The organism is Streptomyces sp. NPDC004788 (assembly GCF_053601115.1).
Window position 1 is genome coordinate 1 of sequence record NZ_JBSGBF010000133.1, and the last position, 18048, is coordinate 18048.

Annotated in this window: 15 protein-coding genes, 3 tRNA genes and 1 pseudogene; 7 read left to right on the plus strand and 12 right to left on the minus strand. The window is 72.1% G+C overall.

The genetic code is table 11. The features are described 5' to 3' along the window. Nucleotides 1-39: 39 nt before the first annotated feature. Together purM and purF are read right to left on the minus strand one after the other, a co-directional pair. Nucleotides 40-1107: a phosphoribosylformylglycinamidine cyclo-ligase gene (gene purM, locus ACWEJX_RS34680; RefSeq protein WP_451611397.1), complete on the minus strand. Its 1068-nt coding sequence runs from the start codon at nt 1105-1107 to the stop codon at nt 40-42. A gap of 76 nt (nt 1108-1183) precedes the next feature. Further along, nucleotides 1184-2710, minus strand: coding sequence for an amidophosphoribosyltransferase (gene purF, locus ACWEJX_RS34685; protein WP_451611398.1), 1527 nt, complete (start codon nt 2708-2710; stop codon nt 1184-1186). Between the two features lie 308 nt (nt 2711-3018). On the opposite strand from purF, the gene ACWEJX_RS34690 reads away from it, so the two are divergent. Then, nucleotides 3019-3117: a putative leader peptide gene (locus ACWEJX_RS34690; protein WP_356068413.1), complete on the plus strand. Its 99-nt coding sequence runs from the start codon at nt 3019-3021 to the stop codon at nt 3115-3117. Nucleotides 3118-3172: 55 nt separating this feature from the next. Beyond that, entirely contained in the window at nt 3173-4588 is a 1416-nt protein-coding gene (locus tag ACWEJX_RS34695) for a sulfatase family protein (protein WP_451611399.1), read from the plus strand. Here ACWEJX_RS34695 and ACWEJX_RS34700 read toward each other — a convergent pair. Then, complete coding sequence (locus tag ACWEJX_RS34700; protein WP_451611400.1) at nt 4585-5373, minus strand: META domain-containing protein; 789 nt, start codon at nt 5371-5373, stop codon at nt 4585-4587. The genes ACWEJX_RS34695 and ACWEJX_RS34700 overlap by 4 nt on opposite strands. A 54-nt stretch (nt 5374-5427) precedes the next feature. Next, nucleotides 5428-6225, minus strand: a complete 798-nt coding sequence (locus ACWEJX_RS34705) for a sterol carrier family protein (protein WP_451611401.1) — start codon at nt 6223-6225, stop codon at nt 5428-5430. A gap of 66 nt (nt 6226-6291) precedes the next feature. Between ACWEJX_RS34705 and ACWEJX_RS34710 the strand changes: the two genes are divergently transcribed. Then, on the plus strand, nt 6292-6702 hold the full coding sequence (locus tag ACWEJX_RS34710) for a nuclear transport factor 2 family protein (RefSeq protein WP_451611402.1): 411 nt from the start codon (nt 6292-6294) through the stop codon (nt 6700-6702). Between the two features lie 66 nt (nt 6703-6768). Here the strand turns inward: ACWEJX_RS34710 and purL are convergent, their stop codons facing one another. From purL to purS, 3 genes are read right to left on the minus strand one after another with little or no spacing between them, the layout of a single operon-like run. Then, complete coding sequence (gene purL, locus ACWEJX_RS34715) at nt 6769-9018, minus strand: phosphoribosylformylglycinamidine synthase subunit PurL (RefSeq protein WP_451611403.1); 2250 nt, start codon at nt 9016-9018, stop codon at nt 6769-6771. Then, nucleotides 9018-9698, minus strand: coding sequence for a phosphoribosylformylglycinamidine synthase subunit PurQ (gene purQ, locus ACWEJX_RS34720; RefSeq protein ID WP_403794755.1), 681 nt, complete (start codon nt 9696-9698; stop codon nt 9018-9020). The genes purL and purQ overlap by 1 nt, the downstream gene beginning before the upstream one ends. Next, on the minus strand, nt 9695-9940 hold the full coding sequence (gene purS, locus ACWEJX_RS34725; protein ID WP_137994413.1) for a phosphoribosylformylglycinamidine synthase subunit PurS: 246 nt from the start codon (nt 9938-9940) through the stop codon (nt 9695-9697). Before purS ends, purQ begins: the two co-directional genes overlap by 4 nt. A gap of 341 nt (nt 9941-10281) precedes the next feature. Here purS and ACWEJX_RS34730 point away from each other — a divergent pair, with 341 nt between their 5' ends. From ACWEJX_RS34730 to ACWEJX_RS34745, 4 genes are all read left to right on the plus strand, one after another. Then, the gene (locus ACWEJX_RS34730) at nt 10282-10623 is read left to right on the plus strand and encodes a histone-like nucleoid-structuring protein Lsr2 (RefSeq protein WP_451611404.1); all 342 of its coding nucleotides are present in this window, start codon (nt 10282-10284) and stop codon (nt 10621-10623) included. Nucleotides 10624-10734: 111 nt separating this feature from the next. After that, a tRNA-Gly gene (locus tag ACWEJX_RS34735) sits at nt 10735-10806 on the plus strand. 83 nt (nt 10807-10889) lie between these two features. Further along, nucleotides 10890-10962, plus strand: a tRNA-Gly gene (locus tag ACWEJX_RS34740). Between the two features lie 152 nt (nt 10963-11114). After that, nucleotides 11115-11190, plus strand: a tRNA-Gly gene (locus ACWEJX_RS34745). Between the two features lie 92 nt (nt 11191-11282). On the opposite strand, the gene ACWEJX_RS34750 is transcribed toward ACWEJX_RS34745, so the two are convergent. From ACWEJX_RS34750 to ACWEJX_RS34770, 5 genes and pseudogenes are all read right to left on the minus strand, one after another. Further along, nucleotides 11283-12194, minus strand: a complete 912-nt coding sequence (locus ACWEJX_RS34750; RefSeq protein WP_451611405.1) for a phosphoribosylaminoimidazolesuccinocarboxamide synthase — start codon at nt 12192-12194, stop codon at nt 11283-11285. Nucleotides 12195-12282: 88 nt separating this feature from the next. Then, nucleotides 12283-13743: a N,N-dimethylformamidase beta subunit family domain-containing protein gene (locus ACWEJX_RS34755; protein WP_451611406.1), complete on the minus strand. Its 1461-nt coding sequence runs from the start codon at nt 13741-13743 to the stop codon at nt 12283-12285. Nucleotides 13744-13947: 204 nt separating this feature from the next. Further along, nucleotides 13948-15612: a hypothetical protein gene (locus tag ACWEJX_RS34760; RefSeq protein WP_451611407.1), complete on the minus strand. Its 1665-nt coding sequence runs from the start codon at nt 15610-15612 to the stop codon at nt 13948-13950. A 315-nt stretch (nt 15613-15927) separates the two neighbouring features. Continuing rightward, complete coding sequence (purD, locus tag ACWEJX_RS34765; RefSeq protein WP_451611408.1) at nt 15928-17178, minus strand: phosphoribosylamine--glycine ligase; 1251 nt, start codon at nt 17176-17178, stop codon at nt 15928-15930. 61 nt (nt 17179-17239) lie between these two features. Continuing rightward, a pseudogene (locus tag ACWEJX_RS34770) lies at nt 17240-18048 on the minus strand (DNA polymerase III subunit gamma and tau); the annotation flags it as partial.

Consider the following 18048-nt stretch of genomic DNA (forward strand, 5'->3'; position numbering starts at 1 on the left):
GGGGCACCCCGGCGGGGTGCCCCTCAGCCGTACGTCCTGCTACTTCGCGTAGTCGCCGACCAGCTCCGCGCCGGTCGTCTTCTCGCCGCGCTCGGTGATCTCACCGGCGACCCAGGCGTCGACACCGCGGTCGGCCAGGGTCGTCAGGGCCGCGTCCACCGACTCGGCGGGGACCACGGCCATCATGCCGACGCCCATGTTCAGGGTCTTCTCCAGCTCCAGGCGCTCGACCTGACCCGCCTTGCCGACCAGGTCGAAGACGGCGCCCGGGGTCCACGTGCCGCGGTCCACGACGGCGTGCAGGCCGTCCGGGATCACCCGGGCCAGGTTGGCGGCCAGGCCGCCGCCGGTGATGTGGCTGAAGGCGTGCACCTCGGTGGTCCGGGTGAGCGCCAGGCAGTCCAGCGAGTAGATCTTCGTGGGCTCCAGGAGCTCCTCGCCGAGGGTCCGGCCGAACTCCTCGACCTGCTGGTCGAGGGTCATGCCGGCGCGGTCGAAGACCACGTGGCGGACGAGCGAGTACCCGTTGGAGTGAAGACCGGAGGACGCCATGGCGATGACGGCGTCACCCGTACGGATGCGATCCGAGCCGAGCAGCCGGTCGTACTCCACGACACCCGTGCCCGCGCCGGCGACGTCGAAGTCGTCCGGGCCGAGCAGGCCCGGGTGCTCCGCGGTCTCGCCGCCGACCAGGGCGCAGCCGGCCAGGACACAGCCCTCGGCGATGCCCTTGACGATGGCGGCGACGCGCTCGGGGTGGACCTTGCCGACGCAGATGTAGTCGGTCATGAAGAGCGGCTCGGCGCCGCAGACGACGATGTCGTCCATGACCATGGCGACCAGGTCGCGGCCGATCGTGTCGTACACGCCCAGCTGGCGGGCGATGTCGACCTTCGTGCCGACGCCGTCGGTGGCCGAGGCGAGCAGCGGACGCTCGTAGCGCTTGAGGGCGGAGGCGTCGAAGTAGCCGGCGAAGCCGCCGAGGCCGCCGAGGACCTCGGGGCGCTGCGTCTTCTTCACCCACTCCTTCATGAGCTCGACGGCGCGGTCGCCCGCTTCGATGTCGACGCCCGCGGAGGCGTAGCTGGCACCGGTGGTCTGAGACATGGCTTCAGAGCTTTCGTGTCGTCGTGCTGCTCGTACCGCCCGCCCGCCACGGGCGTGGCGGCGGGCGGCGGGGGTCTTACGGGCGGCGCAGGGCGTCGGCCGCGGCGGTGGCGGCGGGGCCCGCCGCCAGCTCGGTCTCCAGGAGCTGCTTGCCGAGCAGCTCGGGGTCCGGAAGCTCCATCGGGTACTCGCCGTCGAAGCAGGCGCGGCACAGGTTGGGCTTCTGGATGGTGGTCGCCTCGATCATCCCGTCGAGCGAGATGTACGAGAGCGAGTCCGCGCCGAGCGACTTGCCGATCTCCTCGACCGACATGCCGTTGGCGATCAGCTCCGCGCGGGTGGCGAAGTCGATGCCGAAGAAGCAGGGCCACTTCACCGGCGGCGAGGAGATCCGGATGTGGACCTCGGCGGCGCCGGCCTCGCGGAGCATCCGGACGAGCGCGCGCTGGGTGTTGCCGCGGACGATCGAGTCGTCGACGACCACCAGGCGCTTGCCCTTGATGACTTCCTTGAGCGGGTTCAGCTTCAGCCGGATGCCCAGCTGGCGGATCGTCTGCGAGGGCTGGATGAAGGTCCGGCCGACGTACGCGTTCTTGACCAGGCCGGCGCCGAACGGGATGCCGGACGCCTCCGCGTAGCCGATGGCGGCGGGGGTGCCGGACTCCGGAGTGGCGATGACCAGGTCGGCCTCGACCGGGGCCTCCTTGGCGAGCCGGCGGCCCATCTCCACGCGGGAGAGGTACACGTTCCGGCCGGCGATGTCGGTGTCCGGGCGGGCCAGGTACACGTACTCGAAGACACAGCCCTTGGGCTTCGCTTCCGCGAATCGCGAGGTGCGCATGCCGTTCTCGTCGATCGCGATGAGCTCGCCCGGCTCGACCTCGCGGACGAAGGTCGCACCGCAGATGTCGAGGGCGGCGGTCTCGGACGCGACGACCCAGCCGCGCTCCAGGCGGCCGAGCACCAGCGGGCGGATGCCCTGCGGGTCACGGGCCGCGTAGAGCGTGTGCTCGTTCATGAAGACGAGGGAGAAGGCGCCCCGGACGTCGGGGAGGACCTTCGCGGCCGCCTGCTCGGTGGTGAGCGGCGTGCCGTCCTCGGCCACCTGGCCCGCGAGCAGCGCGGTGACCAGGTCGGTGTCGTTGGTGGCGGCGACCTGAGTGGCCCGGCCCTCCTTCTTGGGGAGGTCGGCGACCATCTCGGCCAGCTGCGCCGTGTTCACCAGGTTGCCGTTGTGGCCGAGCGCGAGCGAGCCGTGGGCGGTCGCCCGGAACGTCGGCTGCGCGTTCTCCCACACGGAGGCACCAGTGGTCGAGTAGCGGGCGTGACCGACCGCGATATGACCCTGGAGGGAACCGAGAGAAGTCTCGTCGAAGACCTGGGAGACAAGTCCCATGTCCTTGAAGACGAGGATCTGGGAGCCATTGCTTACCGCGATTCCCGCGGATTCCTGGCCCCGATGCTGAAGGGCGTAGAGCCCGAAGTACGTGAGCTTTGCGACCTCTTCACCCGGAGCCCAGACACCGAAGACGCCACAAGCGTCCTGGGGGCCTTTCTCTCCAGGGAGCAAGTCGTGATTGAGTCGACCGTCTCCGCGTGGCACGCCACCGAGTGTAGGCGAGATCGACCACTGGTCCGAATTGGCGAACGGGCCCGAAACGCCCTCTGAACTGCCGCTGATCTCGTCGTGGGTTCCTACGAACTGATCCTTCGATCCTTGTCGGAGCCCACAAAGCAAGGCGCACAAGGGCCGAGGGCCGTTCGCCGTGATCGAAACCGGCCAGAGCGGACGCTCGTACGGGACGGGCCGAACGGTCGGGATGTGACGGAGTCCACGGTGAGTCCTCGGTGAGTCCACGGTGCGGGACGGTCGTTGACACCCCCTGGCGCCCTCCGCCAGGCTTCCCGATCATGCAGCCCGTCAGCGACCCCGACCTCTCGGTCACCCTCGTCGCGCGCCGACACGTGGACCTGGCCCGTGTCGCGAGCGCGATCTGTCGCCGCGCCTGAGCTCCCCTCCTTCTCCCTTTCCTCAGGCAGTCCTGCATTCCTCCAGGAGACCCGTATGTCCAGGTCCATATCCCGTCGTGCCCTCGGCGGGGCCGCCGTCGGCACCGCCGCCGCCGCCACGCTCGGCACCACCACCCCGGCCCAGGCCGCCGCCTCCCGCGAGGAGCGCCCGTTCCGCGCCGCGCCCGGCCGCCACTCCGCCCGGCCGAACATCCTCTTCATCCTCGGCGACGACCTCGGCTGGGCCGACCTCTCCTCCTACGGCTCCCCGCACATCCGCACCCCGCACCTCGACAGGCTCGCCCGCCAGGGCGTCCGCTTCACCGACGCCTACTCCGGCTCCGCTACCTGCTCCCCGACCCGCTTCAGCCTCTACACCGGCCGATTCCCCGGCCGTACGAAGGGCGGGCTCGCCGAGCCCATCGCCGACAGGTCCGTCGGTCTGGAGCCCACCCACCCGACGCTCGCCTCCCTGCTCCGCGACGCCGGCTACACCACCGCGCTCATCGGCAAGTGGCACTGCGGCTACCTGCCCGACTACTCCCCCACCCGGTCCGGCTGGGACGAGTTCTTCGGGAACTTCGGCGGCGCCCTGGAGTACTACTCCAAGCTCGGCCTCGGCGGCGAGTACGACCTGTACGAGGGCGACGCCGAGTACAAGGACCTGCGCTACTACACCCGCATCCTCACCGAGCGGGCGAGCGAGTACGTGAGCCGCGACCACGACCGGCCCTTCCTCCTCAACCTCAACTTCACCACCCCCCACTGGCCCTGGATCGCCGACGGCGACGAGGCGGAGAGCGCCGAGATCGTCCGCCGGATCAAGGCCGGCGACCGCTCCGCGCTCTGGCACCAGGACGGCGGCTCGATCGAGAAGTACAAGGAAATGGTCGAGGACCTCGACCGCTCCGTCGGCCAGGTCCTCGCCGCGCTCAAGCGGGCCGGCCGCGAGCGCGACACCCTCGTCTTCTTCGGCAGCGACAACGGCGGCGAGCGCTTCTCGTACAACTGGCCCCTCTCCGGCAACAAGGCCTCCCTCCTGGAGGGCGGCATCCGCGTGCCGTCGATCCTGCGCTGGCCCGCCCGGATCGACGGCGGCCAGGTCAGCGACGTCCCCGTCTACTCGCCCGACTGGACCGCCACCCTCCTCGACATCGGCGGCGCCCGCCCCCACCCGGCCTACCCGCTCGACGGCACCAGCCTCGCCCCCTACCTGCTGCGCGGCGCGGAGGTCGGCGAACGCGACCTCTTCTGGCGGGTGCGCGGGGAGCGCGCGCTGCGCCGCGGCGACTGGAAGTACTACCGGGGCAAGAGCGGGCGCGACCAGCTCTTCCACCTCGCCGCCGACGCCCGCGAGCAGGCCGACCGGGCCCCCGACGAGCAGGCGCTGCTCGCCGAGCTGAAGGCCGCCTGGGAGCGGACGGACGCCGGGCTCCTCCCGTACGGACCGTCCGCGCCGTCCGCGAGCTAGCCGGCCTTCGCCGTGAAGCCCTGGCCGTCGGCGTCGGTGACGGTCAGGGTGCGGTGCTCGATCCGGTAGGTGAGCGGGCTGTCGAGGGCGTCGTACAGCTTGGTCTCCAGGTCCATCTGCGCCGGCGTGCAGATCATCCGGGTCGTCTGGAACGCGCCCAGGGTGATCGTGGCCCCGTCGGCCTTCGCGGGCGCGGAGACCCGGTTGCAGCCGAGGCTGCCGGTGAGCCGGCCGTCCTTGCCGAAGACCAGCCGGGCCTTGCCCTCGGAGCCGGCCGGCAGGGAGGTGGAGGTGTCACCGCTGATCAGGGCGTCCACCGTCCAGGCCGTGCCGAGGAGCGGGGTGGCGGGCTCGGCGGTCAGCTCGACGCGGTGCCGCCCGTCGGCCGAGGTGAGGGTGAGCGCACCGCCCTTCAGCTTCGCGGTGATCTCTCCCCTGAGGGCCTTGAGCAGGGCGTCCTCGAAGCGCATCCGGTCGTCGGGGCAGCCCATCGCGGTGACGGTCGGATCGGACACGGTGAGCGATTCCCCGTGCACGGCGACGGCGGCGTCGAAGCCGTTGCAGCCGCTCGTGCCCTGGACCCGGCCGTCCTTCGTGAAGTCCATGAGGGCCCCGGACGGAGCCGCCGACCGGACGCCGTCGACCGTGACCGCGCCGATCGTCCAGTGGGTGCCCGCGACGGGCACGTCGGGCGTGCCCGCGCCCGGCCCCGTACCGCCGCACGCCGCGAGGGCCGGGAGGAGGAGCGTCAGGGCTGTTCCTGCGAGTGCACGCGGCTTCTTCATGGCGGTGGGACGGACCCCGCGGCCGTACGGTTCCGGGCCGGCGGCCGGGGCCGCTCAGCCCATCAGCGGCAGCAGCCCCGACAGGTCCGCCCGCTCCCCGCTCGCGCTCACCCGGGCCGCGTCCAGCTCCGCCGCCCAGCCCGCGCGGCCGGTCGCGAGGCGGATCCAGGTCAGCGGGTCGGTCTCGACGACGTTGGGCGGGGTGCCGCGGGTGTGCCGGGGGCCCTCGACGCACTGCACCACCGCGAAGGGCGGCACGCGCACCTCCACCGCGCCGCCGGGCGCCCGCACGGCGAGCGCGTCGGCCAGCAGCCGGGTGCAGGCGGCGAGCGCCTGCCGGTCGTACGGGATGGTGACGCCGGTCGCGGCGCTCAGGTCGTCGGTGTGGACGACGAGTTCGACGATCCGGGTCACCAGGACGTCGGCGAGGGTCATGGCACCGAAGCTCACCGGGACCAGCCGGGTGTCCGCGGCCTGGGCGAGCGCCGTCTCGTACGCCTCCCGCGTCCGCTCGTACAGCGCGCCCAGGTCGGCCGTGTCGAGCCCACGGGTCTGCTCGTCGATCCGCTCGGCGGCACCGGCGGTCGCGAACGGCCAGTCGAGCAGCGCCAGTTCCTGCTTCGCCGGCTCGGGCCGGGCGAGCAGCGCGGGCACCGCGCCGACCGCCGCCGCGATGTGCCCGGCCAGGTCGCGCACCGTCCAGTCACCGAGCCGGGTCGGCCCGTCCAGCGCCGCCGGCGGAAGCGCGAGGACCGCGTCCCGTACGTGCCCGAACTGGGCGGACACTGCGGCGCGGATCTTGACGGGGTCGTAGCTGCGGGTGCGGGCGGCGCGCTTCTTGGCGGGTGGCATGGCCCGAGGCTAGCCCCGAGACTGGAAGGAACGGAGCCATTCGCAGCGAAAGCAGGCGACGGGACCATGACCCATCACGAGCACCCCGATGCCGCCCTGATCCGCCGGGGCTACGAAGCGTTCAGCAAGGGTGACATGGAGGCGCTGGCGGCCACCATGACGAGCGACTGCACCCACCACGCACCAGGCACGACCCGGTTCGGCGGCCACTTCAAGGGCCGGGACAACGTCCTGGCCATGTTCGGCGAGATGTTCGAGTACACCGGCGGCACGATGCGGGTCGAGCTGCAGGGCGTCTACCCCGACGGGCGCGGCCATGTGATCTCGACCCACAAGTGGTTCGCCGAGCACGGCGACCGCGGGATCGAGATGCGCGGCGCCATGTTCTTCACGATCATCGGCGACAAGGTCTCCGACGTCGACGAGTGCGTCGAGGACATCACCGAACTCGACGCCTTCTACTCGCTGGACGACTGACGGACACGGCGGAGCCCCCGCCCTTGCCGGGACGGGGGCTCCACTCCGTACGGATACGGGGACCGATCAGGCCAGCAGGCCCGGGATCGGCGCCTCGTGCGCGGCGCGCAGCTCCTCCAGGGAGACGCTGAACTCGCCCTGCACGTCCACGGTGTCACCGTCGACGACACCGATCCGGGTCGCCGGCAGACCCCGCGCACCGCACATGTCGGTGAAGCGGAGCTCCTCGCTGCGCGGGACGGACACGACCGCGCGGCCGGCCGACTCGCTGAAGAGGAAGGTGAAGGCGTCCAGGCCCTCGGGCACGACCAGGCGCGCGCCGTTGCCGCCGCGCAGGCAGGACTCGACGACCGCCTGGACCAGACCGCCGTCGGACAGGTCGTGGGCCGCGTCGATCATGCCGTCGCGGGAGGCCGAGATCAGGATCTCGCCGAGCAGCTTCTCCCGGTCGAGGTCCACGGCCGGCGGCATGCCGCCGAGGTGCTGGTGGATCACCTCGGACCAGGCCGAGCCGCCGAACTCCTCCTTGGTGTCACCGAGCAGGTAGAGGAGCTGGCCCTCTTCCGCGAAGGCGATCGGGGTGCGGCGGTTGACGTCGTCGATCACACCGAGGACGGCCACGACGGGCGTCGGGTGGATGGCCACGTCACCGGTCTGGTTGTACAGCGACACGTTGCCGCCGGTGACCGGGGTGCCGAGCGCGAGGCAGCCGTCCGCGAGACCACGGGTGGCCTCGGCGAACTGCCACATCACGGCCGGGTCCTCGGGCGAACCGAAGTTCAGGCAGTCCGAGATCGCCAGCGGCTTGGCGCCGGAGGCGGCGACGTTGCGGTACGCCTCCGCCAGCGCGAGCTGGGCACCGGTGTACGGGTCGAGCTTGGCGTACCGGCCGTTGCCGTCGGTCGCCATGGCCACGCCGAGGTTGGTCTCCTCGTCGATGCGGACCATGCCGGCGTCCTCGGGCTGGGCGAGCACGGTGTTGCCCTGCACGAAGCGGTCGTACTGGTCGGTGATCCAGGACTTCGAGGCCTGGTTCGGCGAGCCGACCAGCTTGAGGACCTGGTCCTTCAGCTCGGCGCCGGACTGCGGGCGGGCCAGCTTGCCGGCGTCGTCGGCCTGCAGGGCGTCCTGCCACTCGGGGCGCGCGTACGGCCGGTGGTAGACCGGGCCCTCGTGCGCCACCGTGCGCGGCGGGACGTCGACGATCTGCTCACCGTGCCAGAAGATCTCCAGGCGCTCGCCGTCCGTCACCTCACCGATGACGACCGCGATGACGTCCCACTTCTCGCAGATCTCCAGGAAGCGGTCGACGTGCTGCGGCTCGACGATCGCGCACATGCGCTCCTGCGACTCGCTCATGAGGATCTCCTCGGGCGAGAGCGTCGCGTCGCGCAGGTGCACCTTCTCCAGGTCGACCCGCATGCCGCCGGTGCCGGCGGAGGCCAGCTCGGAGGTGGCGCAGGACAGGCCGGCGCCGCCGAGGTCCTGGATGCCCGCGACCAGCTTCTCCCGGAAGATCTCCAGGGTGCACTCGATGAGGAGCTTCTCCTGGAACGGGTCGCCGACCTGGACCGCGGGGCGCTTGGTGGGCTTGGTGTCGTCGAAGGTCTCGGACGCGAGGACCGAGACGCCGCCGATGCCGTCGCCACCGGTGCGGGCGCCGTAGAGGATGACCTTGTTGCCGGGGCCGGAGGCCTTGGCGAGGTGGATGTCCTCGTGCTTCATCACGCCGATGCAGCCGGCGTTGACGAGCGGGTTGCCCTGGTAGCAGGAGTCGAAGACGACCTCGCCGCCGATGTTCGGCAGGCCGAGGCAGTTGCCGTAGCCGCCGATGCCGGCGACGACGCCGGGCAGCACGCGCTTGGTGTCGGGGTGGTCGGCGGCGCCGAAGCGCAGCGGGTCGACCACGGCGACCGGGCGGGCACCCATGGCGAGGATGTCGCGGACGATGCCGCCGACGCCGGTGGCCGCGCCCTGGTAGGGCTCGATGTAGCTGGGGTGGTTGTGCGACTCGACCTTGAAGGTGACCGCGTAGCCCTGGCCGACGTCGACGACGCCCGCGTTCTCGCCGATGCCGACGAGCATGGCGTCGTTCTCGGGGGTCTTCTCGCCGAACTGCTTCAGGTGGACCTTGCTGCTCTTGTAGGAGCAGTGCTCGGACCACATGACGGAGTACATGGCGAGCTCGGCGCCGGTGGGACGGCGGCCGAGGATCTCGCGGATGCGCGCGTACTCGTCCTCCTTGAGGCCGAGCTCCTTCCAGGGCTGCTCGCTGTCCGGCGTCTCGCTCGCGTGCTTGACGGTGTCGAGGCTCATCAGGCGTTGACCAGCTTCTTGAGGATCGAGGTGAAGAATCCGAGCCCGTCGGTCTTGCCGGTGCCGATCAGCGGCTCCACGGCGTGCTCGGGGTGCGGCATGAGGCCCACGACGTTGCCCGCGGCGTTGGTGATGCCCGCGATGTCGCGCAGCGAGCCGTTGGGGTTCACGTCCAGGTAGCGGAAGGCCACCCGCCCCTCGGCCTCCAGCTCGTCGAGCGTGCGCTCGTCGGCGACGTACCGGCCGTCCATGTTCTTGAGCGGGACCTCGATCTCCTGGCCCACGGTGTAGTCCGAGGTCCAGGCGGTCTCCGCGTTCTCCACCCGCAGCTTCTGGTCGCGGCAGATGAAGTGGAGGTGGTTGTTGCGCAGCATGGCACCCGGCAGCAGATGGGCTTCGGTGAGGATCTGGAAGCCGTTGCAGATGCCGAGGACGGGCATGCCCGCCTTCGCCTGCTCGATGATCGTCTCCATCACCGGCGAGAAGCGGGAGATGGCTCCGGCCCGCAGGTAGTCGCCGTAGGAGAAGCCGCCCGCGAGGACCACGGCGTCGACCTGCTTGAGGTCCTTGTCGCGGTGCCACAGCGAGACGGGCTCGGCGCCCGCGAGGCGGGCGGCGCGCAGCGCGTCCTGATCGTCCAGCGTTCCGGGGAACGTGACGACGCCGATGCGTGCGGTCACGACTCCACCTTCACGGTGAAGTCCTCGATCACGGTGTTGGCAAGGAAGGTTTCGGCCATCTCATGGATGCGGGCGAGGGCGGCCTCGTCGACCGGTCCCTCCACCTCCAGCTCGAAGCGCTTTCCCTGGCGGACGTCGGCGATCCCGTCGAAACCGAGGCGGGGCAGTGCACGCTGCACCGCCTGTCCCTGCGGGTCGAGGATCTCCGGCTTGAGCATGACGTCGACTACGACGCGTGCCACTGGCACTCCCGGTGGTGTGTTGCGTGGGCGGTTCCATCAGCGTACCTGCCTCCAAATTCTACGCGAGTAGAGGTCTGAAGGATCCTACAAAGCGCCCCCAAACGCCCGGCCGGTGAATTCATGCGGAATATCACCTGCCGGGCGAGACACGCGGAACAAATTGGCTGGGCTTCACAATGCGATGCCCGCGGCTGTACAAAGGGAATGCAGAGACACTCGGGGGAACAACGGTATTGCCCCGGGAGAGCCGTCGCATCGGCGTCACCGCACGCCGTCACCGCACGTCAGAGCGGTGAACTCGCAGACGGGACACGGCGATCCGCAGGAAAGGACCGATATCCGTGGCACAGCGTGTGGTGGTCACTCTCTTCGACGACATCGACGGCGGAGAGGCGGCGGAAACGGTCTCGTTCGGCCTCGACGGGAAGACGTACGAGATCGACCTGAATCCCGCCAATGCAGAGAAACTGCGCAAGGCTCTCGCCCCCTACCTGACCGCGGGCCGCAAGATCAACGCGAAGCCGGGCCGGGCCGCGAAGCCCGCCAGGACCGACTACACGCACACCGCGCTCGCCCCCGACCCCGCCGCGGTCCGCGCCTGGGCCCAGTCGAACAAGCTGGACGTGCCGGCCCGCGGCCGCATCCCCAAGCGCATCTACGAGGCCTTCCAGGCCGCGAGCTGACCCGGCACCGGGCGCCGCGGGACCCGGATTTGCGTTCCGCCCCCGAAGATCCCTAGAGTGTGGATCACGCCGAGGGGCGAGGCCGAAAAGCCAAGTCCCCCAGCAGAGCGTGCGGGTGTAGTTCAGTAGTAGAACAGCCCTCTTCCAGAGGGAAGCCGCAGTGTGCAATCCCTGTCACCCGCTCTCTGCACCACGGTTACCGACCACTCCGGTGGATCAGGTACAGTGGTGCACGCACCGCCCGGTGAGAGCCGGTCGGGAGCAATGCGGACGTGGCTCAGTTGGTAGAGCATCACCTTGCCAAGGTGAGGGTCGCGAGTTCGAATCTCGTCGTCCGCTCAGGGAGCGAAAGCCCCGGTTCTCAGGAACCGGGGCTTTCGTCATTTCCAGCGCGCTCTTCTCCTGTGACCAGCGGCACAGATCGGGAGCGGGAAAACCCCGTCATCCGCCCCTCGGAAACTGTGTATAGTTAGCAGCGCGCTACGGCGCATGCGGACGTGGCTCAGTTGGTAGAGCATCACCTTGCCAAGGTGAGGGTCGCGAGTTCGAATCTCGTCGTCCGCTCCATGAAGAAGCCCCCGGTCGAATCGACCGGGGGCTTTCTCGTTCTCCGTCACGGTGCCCTGGCACGGCTCCCCGACGGGGAGCCGTCCGGGACATCAGGACCAGGTGTTCCCGGTCAGCAGCTCGTACGCCTCGACGTACTTGGCGCGGGTCTTCTCCACGACCTCCTGCGGCAGCGCCGGCGGCGGCTGCTCGCTCTTGCGGTCCCACCCGGAGGCCGGCGAGGTCAGCCAGTTCCGCACGATCTGCTTGTCGTACGAGGGCTGGGCACGGCCCGGCTGCCACTCGGCGGCCGGCCAGAAGCGCGAGGAGTCCGGCGTGAGGACCTCGTCGGCGATGACCAGGTGCTCGCCCTCCGGGGTGCTCTCGAAGCCGAACTCGAACTTCGTGTCGGCCAGGATGATCCCGCGCTCACGGGCGATGTCACGGGCCCGGGAGTAGACGGCGAGGGTCGTCTGGCGCAGCATCGCGGCCGTCTCGGCGCCGACCTGGCGGGCGACCTCCTCGTACGACACGTTCTCGTCGTGGTCGCCGACGGCGGCCTTGGTCGCCGGGGTGAAGATGGGCGCGGGCAGCTCGGAGCCGTCGGTCAGGCCCTCGGGCAGGGCGAGGCCGCAGACCGTGCGGGACTCGTCGTACTCGAGCAGGCCGGAGCCGGTGAGGTAGCCACGGGCCACGCACTCGACAGGGACCATGTTGAGCGACTTGCAGACCAGCGTGCGGCCGGCCCAGTCGGCGGGGGCGCCGGCGGGCAGCTCGGTCGACAGGACGTGGTTGGGCACCAGATCGGCGAGCTTGTCGAACCACCACAGGGAGAGCTGGGTGAGCACCCGGCCCTTGTCGGGGATCTCGGTCGGCAGCACCCAGTCGTACGCGGACATGCGGTCACTCGCCACCATGACGAGGTCGCCCGCCTCGTCGCGGTACAGGTCGCGGACCTTGCCCGTGTGGAGATGGGTCAGGCCCGGTACCTGGACGGGTTCGGGCTTTTCTACGAATCCGGACACGGTTCCTCCGCGTAGGTTGATCCAGGAGCGTGTCCGATTCTCTCGCACATGCGGACGGACCCGGCCGCCGGGCCGTGTGAGCCCGCGCTCACTCCCTCTTACAGATGCGGTCCAGCAGGTTCGCGGTGGCGCGCTGGACGCGGACGTCCACATGGCCCGGCCGGTCCAGCGCCGGCGACCAGGCGAAGGTGCCCGAGGCGAAGACCCAGGCCCCCGACGGGGCGCGGTAGAGGCTGGTCTCCTGGTGGCGCAGGGCGCCCTCGCCGTCCCGGTAGGGCGAGTGGGCCAGCAGGATGCGGCCCTGGTGCTCCGGGAGGGCGGTGCGCGGGAAGTAGCGGTCGGCCTCGCCGGCGACCAGGCCGGGGATCTCGTCGCCCTCGCCCGCCCCGGTGGCCTCCCACAGCCAGTGTTCCGCGTTCCGTACGACCAGCGGGTGCGGTTCGGGCACCCGGCCCGCGTACTGGATGCCGAGCAGCTGCTGCTCCGGCCGGTCGACCTCCCGCCAGAGCGCCGGGCGGCCCGGGCCGCGGCGCTTGCGGCAGGTGAGCAGCCGGTCCGGCGCGCCGGACGGCGACGGCCCGAGCTCCACCTGCCAGTACATGGTGTTGGCGGACAGGAAGACGAGCGAGGTGCCCTGGTCGCGGGCGAGCTCGACGGTCCGGCGCATGGGCACCGACCAGTACTCGTCGTGGCCCGGGAAGACCAGGCCCCGGTAGCGGCTCGGGTCGACGCGGCCCGCGTGCAGGTCGCGGGTCTCCGCGTACGCGAGGTCGTAGCCGTACCGCTCGGCCCAGCGGATGAAGTCGTAAGCGTGGCCGACGTGCAGCGGCAGGCCCGCGCCCGCGTACGGGCGGTCGAAGGAGACGGTGACCGCGGCCTCCTCCTCGCCGAGCAGCCGGCCCTCCTCGTCCCAGGCGTGGTAGAGGCTGGCGCCGGTGTGGCCGTCCTCCGGATAGAGGTTGTACGCCTGCCAGGTCACGTCCGGCAGGACGAGGAGCAGGTCGGCCGGGTGGTTGTCGCGGACCGTGAAGGGGATGTGGGAGCGGTAGCCGCCGACGGTCGTGAGCACGGCGACGTACGCGCCGATCGACCAGTACGACGGGACCTGCAGCCGCCAGGACTGCCACCAGTGGTGACAGGAGACGGTCCGGTCGGCGGTCAGCGGGGCCGGCTGGACGATGCCGGAGAGCCGCGGACTGGTGGTGATCTTGGCGGCGCCGTCGCCGCCGTAGTGCCCGATCCGGTAGATGTCGACCGAGAACTGCTGGGGCGGGTCCACGGTGATGTGGAAGTCGATCGCCTCGCCCGGCGCCACGGCCGCGCCGGACACGAAGCCCTTGATCTGGCCGTGCACGTCGTCGGCCGTACGGGGGCCGCCGGCGCCGCCGCGCGCCAGGGTCTCGTCCGCGTACCAGGGGACCATCTGGCCGGTGTCGTCGAAGTAGTTGTCCGAACCGCGCAGCCAGGGCAGCGGGCCCTGGCCGAACGGGTCCGAGACCGCGTGGGCGAGCGCGCCCGACTCCCATCGCCTGATCTGCTCCGCCCCCATGGTGCGTCCCTCCCTCGACTCCCCCGGCGGTGACTCTTCCGTCTGCCCGTCTGGTCGGTTGGTCGGATGGTCGGCTGGTCAGTGCCGCTGGATACTGCCTCTGTCAGTGCCGGTCTCCAGCACATCACATAACGCACGCACTCCGTCACCCTTCGTCGTGAATTGACGAAGGTGGAAGACAGCCTTCCGGCTGGGGCGGTGAGGTCAGATCAGGCGGACGGGCTTCTCGGGGCGGACTCCGGTCCGGGCCAGCCAGGCCCGCAGCGGCTCCGGGTCCCCGTCCTCGACCAGCGCGAGGACCGTCGCGGTCAGGTCCGTGCACCGCGCGCCGCCCACGAACAGCGCCGGCCCGTCCAGCCAGTCGAGCCCCGGCGCCGCCTCCGTCGTGTCCACGGCGGCACAGCACACCATCGCCGCCACGTGGTCGGCCAGCAGGTCACGCCCGCTCCGGGGCGCCTGCAGCGGGAAGAGCGGCGCCGTCCCGTCCGGCCCCTCGGCCGCCGGCGCGGCGGCCGGCCGCTGCGCCTCGTCGCGGGCGTTCTGCGCGGTGAGCGCGGCGGCGAGGGAGTCGGCGGCGCCGGTCTGCGGCGCGGCCAGGTGGGCGATGATCCGCGAGATGGTGGGGCCGTCGGCGGCGGGGTCATGGTCGGCCGCGCGCTTGGGCCGGGTCTCCGGCTCCGCGTCCGCGGCGGCCGCGCCGAGACGGTCCAGGACGTGGTGGAGGCGGGCCGCGTCGGCGCGCCACTTCCGGTCGACGACCTCCTCCGCGTACGCGCTCCACTCCACCCGGGCCCAGTCCGGGCCGGGCTCCGCCGGGACGCCGTGGAAGAGGCGGGCGGCGAGCAGCGAGGTGGCCTCGTCGACCGCGCCGGGCTCCTCCAGGAGGTCGCAGGCGGGGCGCTCGCCGAGCCGGGACGTGAAGCCCTCGGCGAGCCGGTCGCGGCGGGACAGCTCGGTGAGCGCGGAGACCACACCGGCGTCCAGGTGGGCGGGCCAGCGGCCCATCCGCCAGGCGGGCAGCGCGACCCGGGTGAGCAGGCGGTCCCAGCCCGCGTAGGCGAGGCCGACCTGTTCCTGGGCGACGATCCGCACCCCGTAGTCGACGGCCTGGGCGCGCTCCGAGCCGGCCGCGGCGACACCGCGCTCCATCTCGGCGGCGTGGCCCCGGCAGCTCTGCAGCAGCACCCGGGCTATCCGGCCGACGCCCTGCGCGCCGATCCTGCGGACCGGGTCGAGGCCGGGGCTCCGGGGCACGGCCACCGCCGCGTCCAGGCCGCGGACGAAGCGCCGGGCGGCGGCTATGTCGGGGTGCGCCGCCGGGCCCGTGCCGGCCACGACGGGCGCGAGGACGGCGCGCAGCTCGCCGACGCGCATCCACCACAGGAAGGGCGAGCCGATGACGAGGACGGGCGCGTCGCCGGTGCGGTGCAGGCCGTGGGCCCGGTGCGAGCGGTCCTCCAGCCAGCTGTCGCAGTCCGGCGTCAGGGCTATCGCGGAGGGCGCGGGCACGCCGAGCCGGTCGGCGAGGTCGCGCACGAGGCGGTAGAGGTCGGGGGCCGAGCTCTCGGCCAGCTCCACCGTCGGTGTCACGGCCGGCCTGGCGCGGGCCACGACGAGCGCGACGGCCGCGGCCACGAGCAGGACGCCCACGGCGAGGGCGGTCACCACCCCGCGCGCGGCGTCCCAGCCGGCGCCGGTGAAGTGGCCGGTCACCCCGCCCGCGTACAGGACGACGGCCACGGCGGCGGGGAACACCGCGAGGCCGAGAGCCCTGCCGCGGACCCGCAGCACGGCGAGGGCCCGGACCCGCGCGGCGCGCGCGCCCAGCTCGTCGCCGGCCGCTGAACCGGTGCTGGTCACGCCGTACATCACCCCCTCCTGCCCTCGTCGGGACGGCCCATGTGGCCCGTGGCGGTGTTGCTCACTCCACCCACTGTGGCACCCGCCACTGACAACGCAATGTCGGTGGGCCAAGTGCCGGAGAAACGGCCGGGCAACGCCGGATCGCCTTCGCCGCACCCTAGTTGGGGCTTCGGCGGGCGTCATCCGTATGGCGGAGCCGTCACTCGATGGAATGGCTTTGGGCAAAGGTGATGACGAAGGCGCGGCGGTGCGGTTGACTGCGCCGCCGCGCCCTTGGGCACTGCGAGGAGACCGGGAACGGACCGGGAAGGGGGCCGGGTGTCAGCCCCGCGCGGCCTTCTCGGCGATGTCCGTACGGTGCTGGGAACCGTCAAGGCGGATACGGCCGACCGCCGCGTAGGCGCGCTCGCGGGCCTCGGTCAGGTCCGAACCGGTGGCGGTGACCGAGAGCACCCGGCCGCCCGCGCTCACGATGCTGTCGCCGTCCCGCTTCGTACCGGCGTGCAGGACGTACGCGTGCGGCGCGTCCTTCTCCGCGACCTCGGCCAGGCCCTCGATCGGGTCGCCGGTGCGCGGGGTGCCCGGGTAGTTGTGGGAGGCCACGACCACGGTGACGGCGGCGTCGTCGCTCCAGCGGAGCGGCTCCTGGTCGGCGAGGGTGCCGTTGGCGGCGTTCAGCAGCACGCCGGCCAGCGGGGTCTTGAGGCGCGCCAGGACGACCTGGGTCTCCGGGTCGCCGAAGCGGGCGTTGAACTCGATCACCCGCACACCGCGGCTGGTGATCGCCAGACCCGCGTAGAGCAGGCCCGAGAACGGGGTGCCGCGGCGGCGCAGCTCGTCCACGGTGGGCTGCAGCACGGTCGCGAGGACCTCGTCGACCAGGCCGGCGTCGGCCCACGGCAGCGGCGAGTAGGCGCCCATGCCGCCGGTGTTCGGGCCCTCGTCGCCGTCGAGCGCGCGCTTGAAGTCCTGCGCGGGCCGCAGCGGGAGGACGGTGACGCCGTCGGTGATCGCGAAGAGGGAGACCTCGGGGCCGTCCAGGAACTCCTCGATGACCACGCGCTCGCAGGAGAGCGCGTGCTCGCGGGCGGTGGCGAGGTCGTCGGTCACGACGACGCCCTTGCCGGCCGCGAGACCGTCGTCCTTGACCACGTACGGGGCACCGAAGGCGTCCAGCGCCTCGTCGATCTCCTCCGGGGTGGTGCAGACGTAGCTGCGGGCGGTCGGCACGTTGGCGCCGGCCATGACGTCCTTGGCGAACGCCTTGGAGCCCTCCAGCTGCGCCGCCTCCCGCGACGGGCCGAAGACCGGGATGCCGGCGGCGCGCACGGCGTCGGCGACACCGGCGACCAGCGGGGCCTCCGGGCCGACGACGACCAGGTCGGCGCCGAGCTCGGTGGCGAGCGCGGCGACGGCGGCGCCGTCGAGCTGGTCGACCGGGTGGAGCTCGGCGACCTCGGCGATTCCGGCGTTGCCGGGCGCGCAGTGCAGAGCGGTGACGTCGGGATCGAGGGAGAGGGAGCGGCACAGGGCGTGTTCGCGGGCGCCGCCGCCGATGACGAGGACCTTCACGCCAGCCAGGGTAGCCCGCGTGGCCGGGTGACCCTTGTGCGGGCCACCGAGCGAGACGCGGCTACTCGTTCGTGTATTCCTCCAGGACCGTCGCCCCGAGCTCGCGCACGATCAGCTCGTGACCGGACAGCGCCGAGTCCACGAGGTCCGGATCGTCCTCCTCCGGCACGTCGTCCTCGGGCGCGACCGGGGGCGGGGCCTGCACGGACGCGGGCGCGGGCGCGGGGGCCGGAGCCGGGGCGGGCGCGGGCGCCGGGGCCTGCGGGGCCGGGGCGTACTGCGCGGGCGGTGCCTGTACGGGCGCGGGCGCCGGGGCGGGCGTACGCGCCGGGGCGGGGGCGGACGGGCGGCCGCCGCCGAAGCCGCCGCCGAAGCCGCCACCACCGCCAGCGCCACCGCCACCGCCACCGAAGCCTCCGGCGGCCGGGGGCGGGTTGGCGCCGCCCGAGGGGTCGACGATCGCCTCGAACTTCCAGTGCACGTTGAACTGCTCGGCCAGGGCCGCCTTCAGGACCTCCTCGCTGCCGCTGCTCGCGAAGTTGTCCCGGGCGCCCGCGTTGAGGAAGCCGAGCTGGAGGGTGGTGCCGTCGAAGCCCGCGACCTGCGCGTTCTGCGAGAGCAGGATCCAGGTGAAGCGGCGGCGGTTCTTGACCGCCTCCAGGATCTGCGGCCACATGTTCCGCACCTGGGCGGCACCGGCGGCCATGTCGCCGGAGGCGGCGGCGGGCTGCTGGGGTGCGGGTGCCGGGGCCTGGGCCTGCGGGGCGGGCGCGGGGACGGGCGCGGGCGCCGCGGAGGCCGCGGGGCTGGCGGCTCCCGGCCAGGCGCCGGGCGCACCGCTGCCGGGCCGGGCGGCGCCGGGCCATGCAC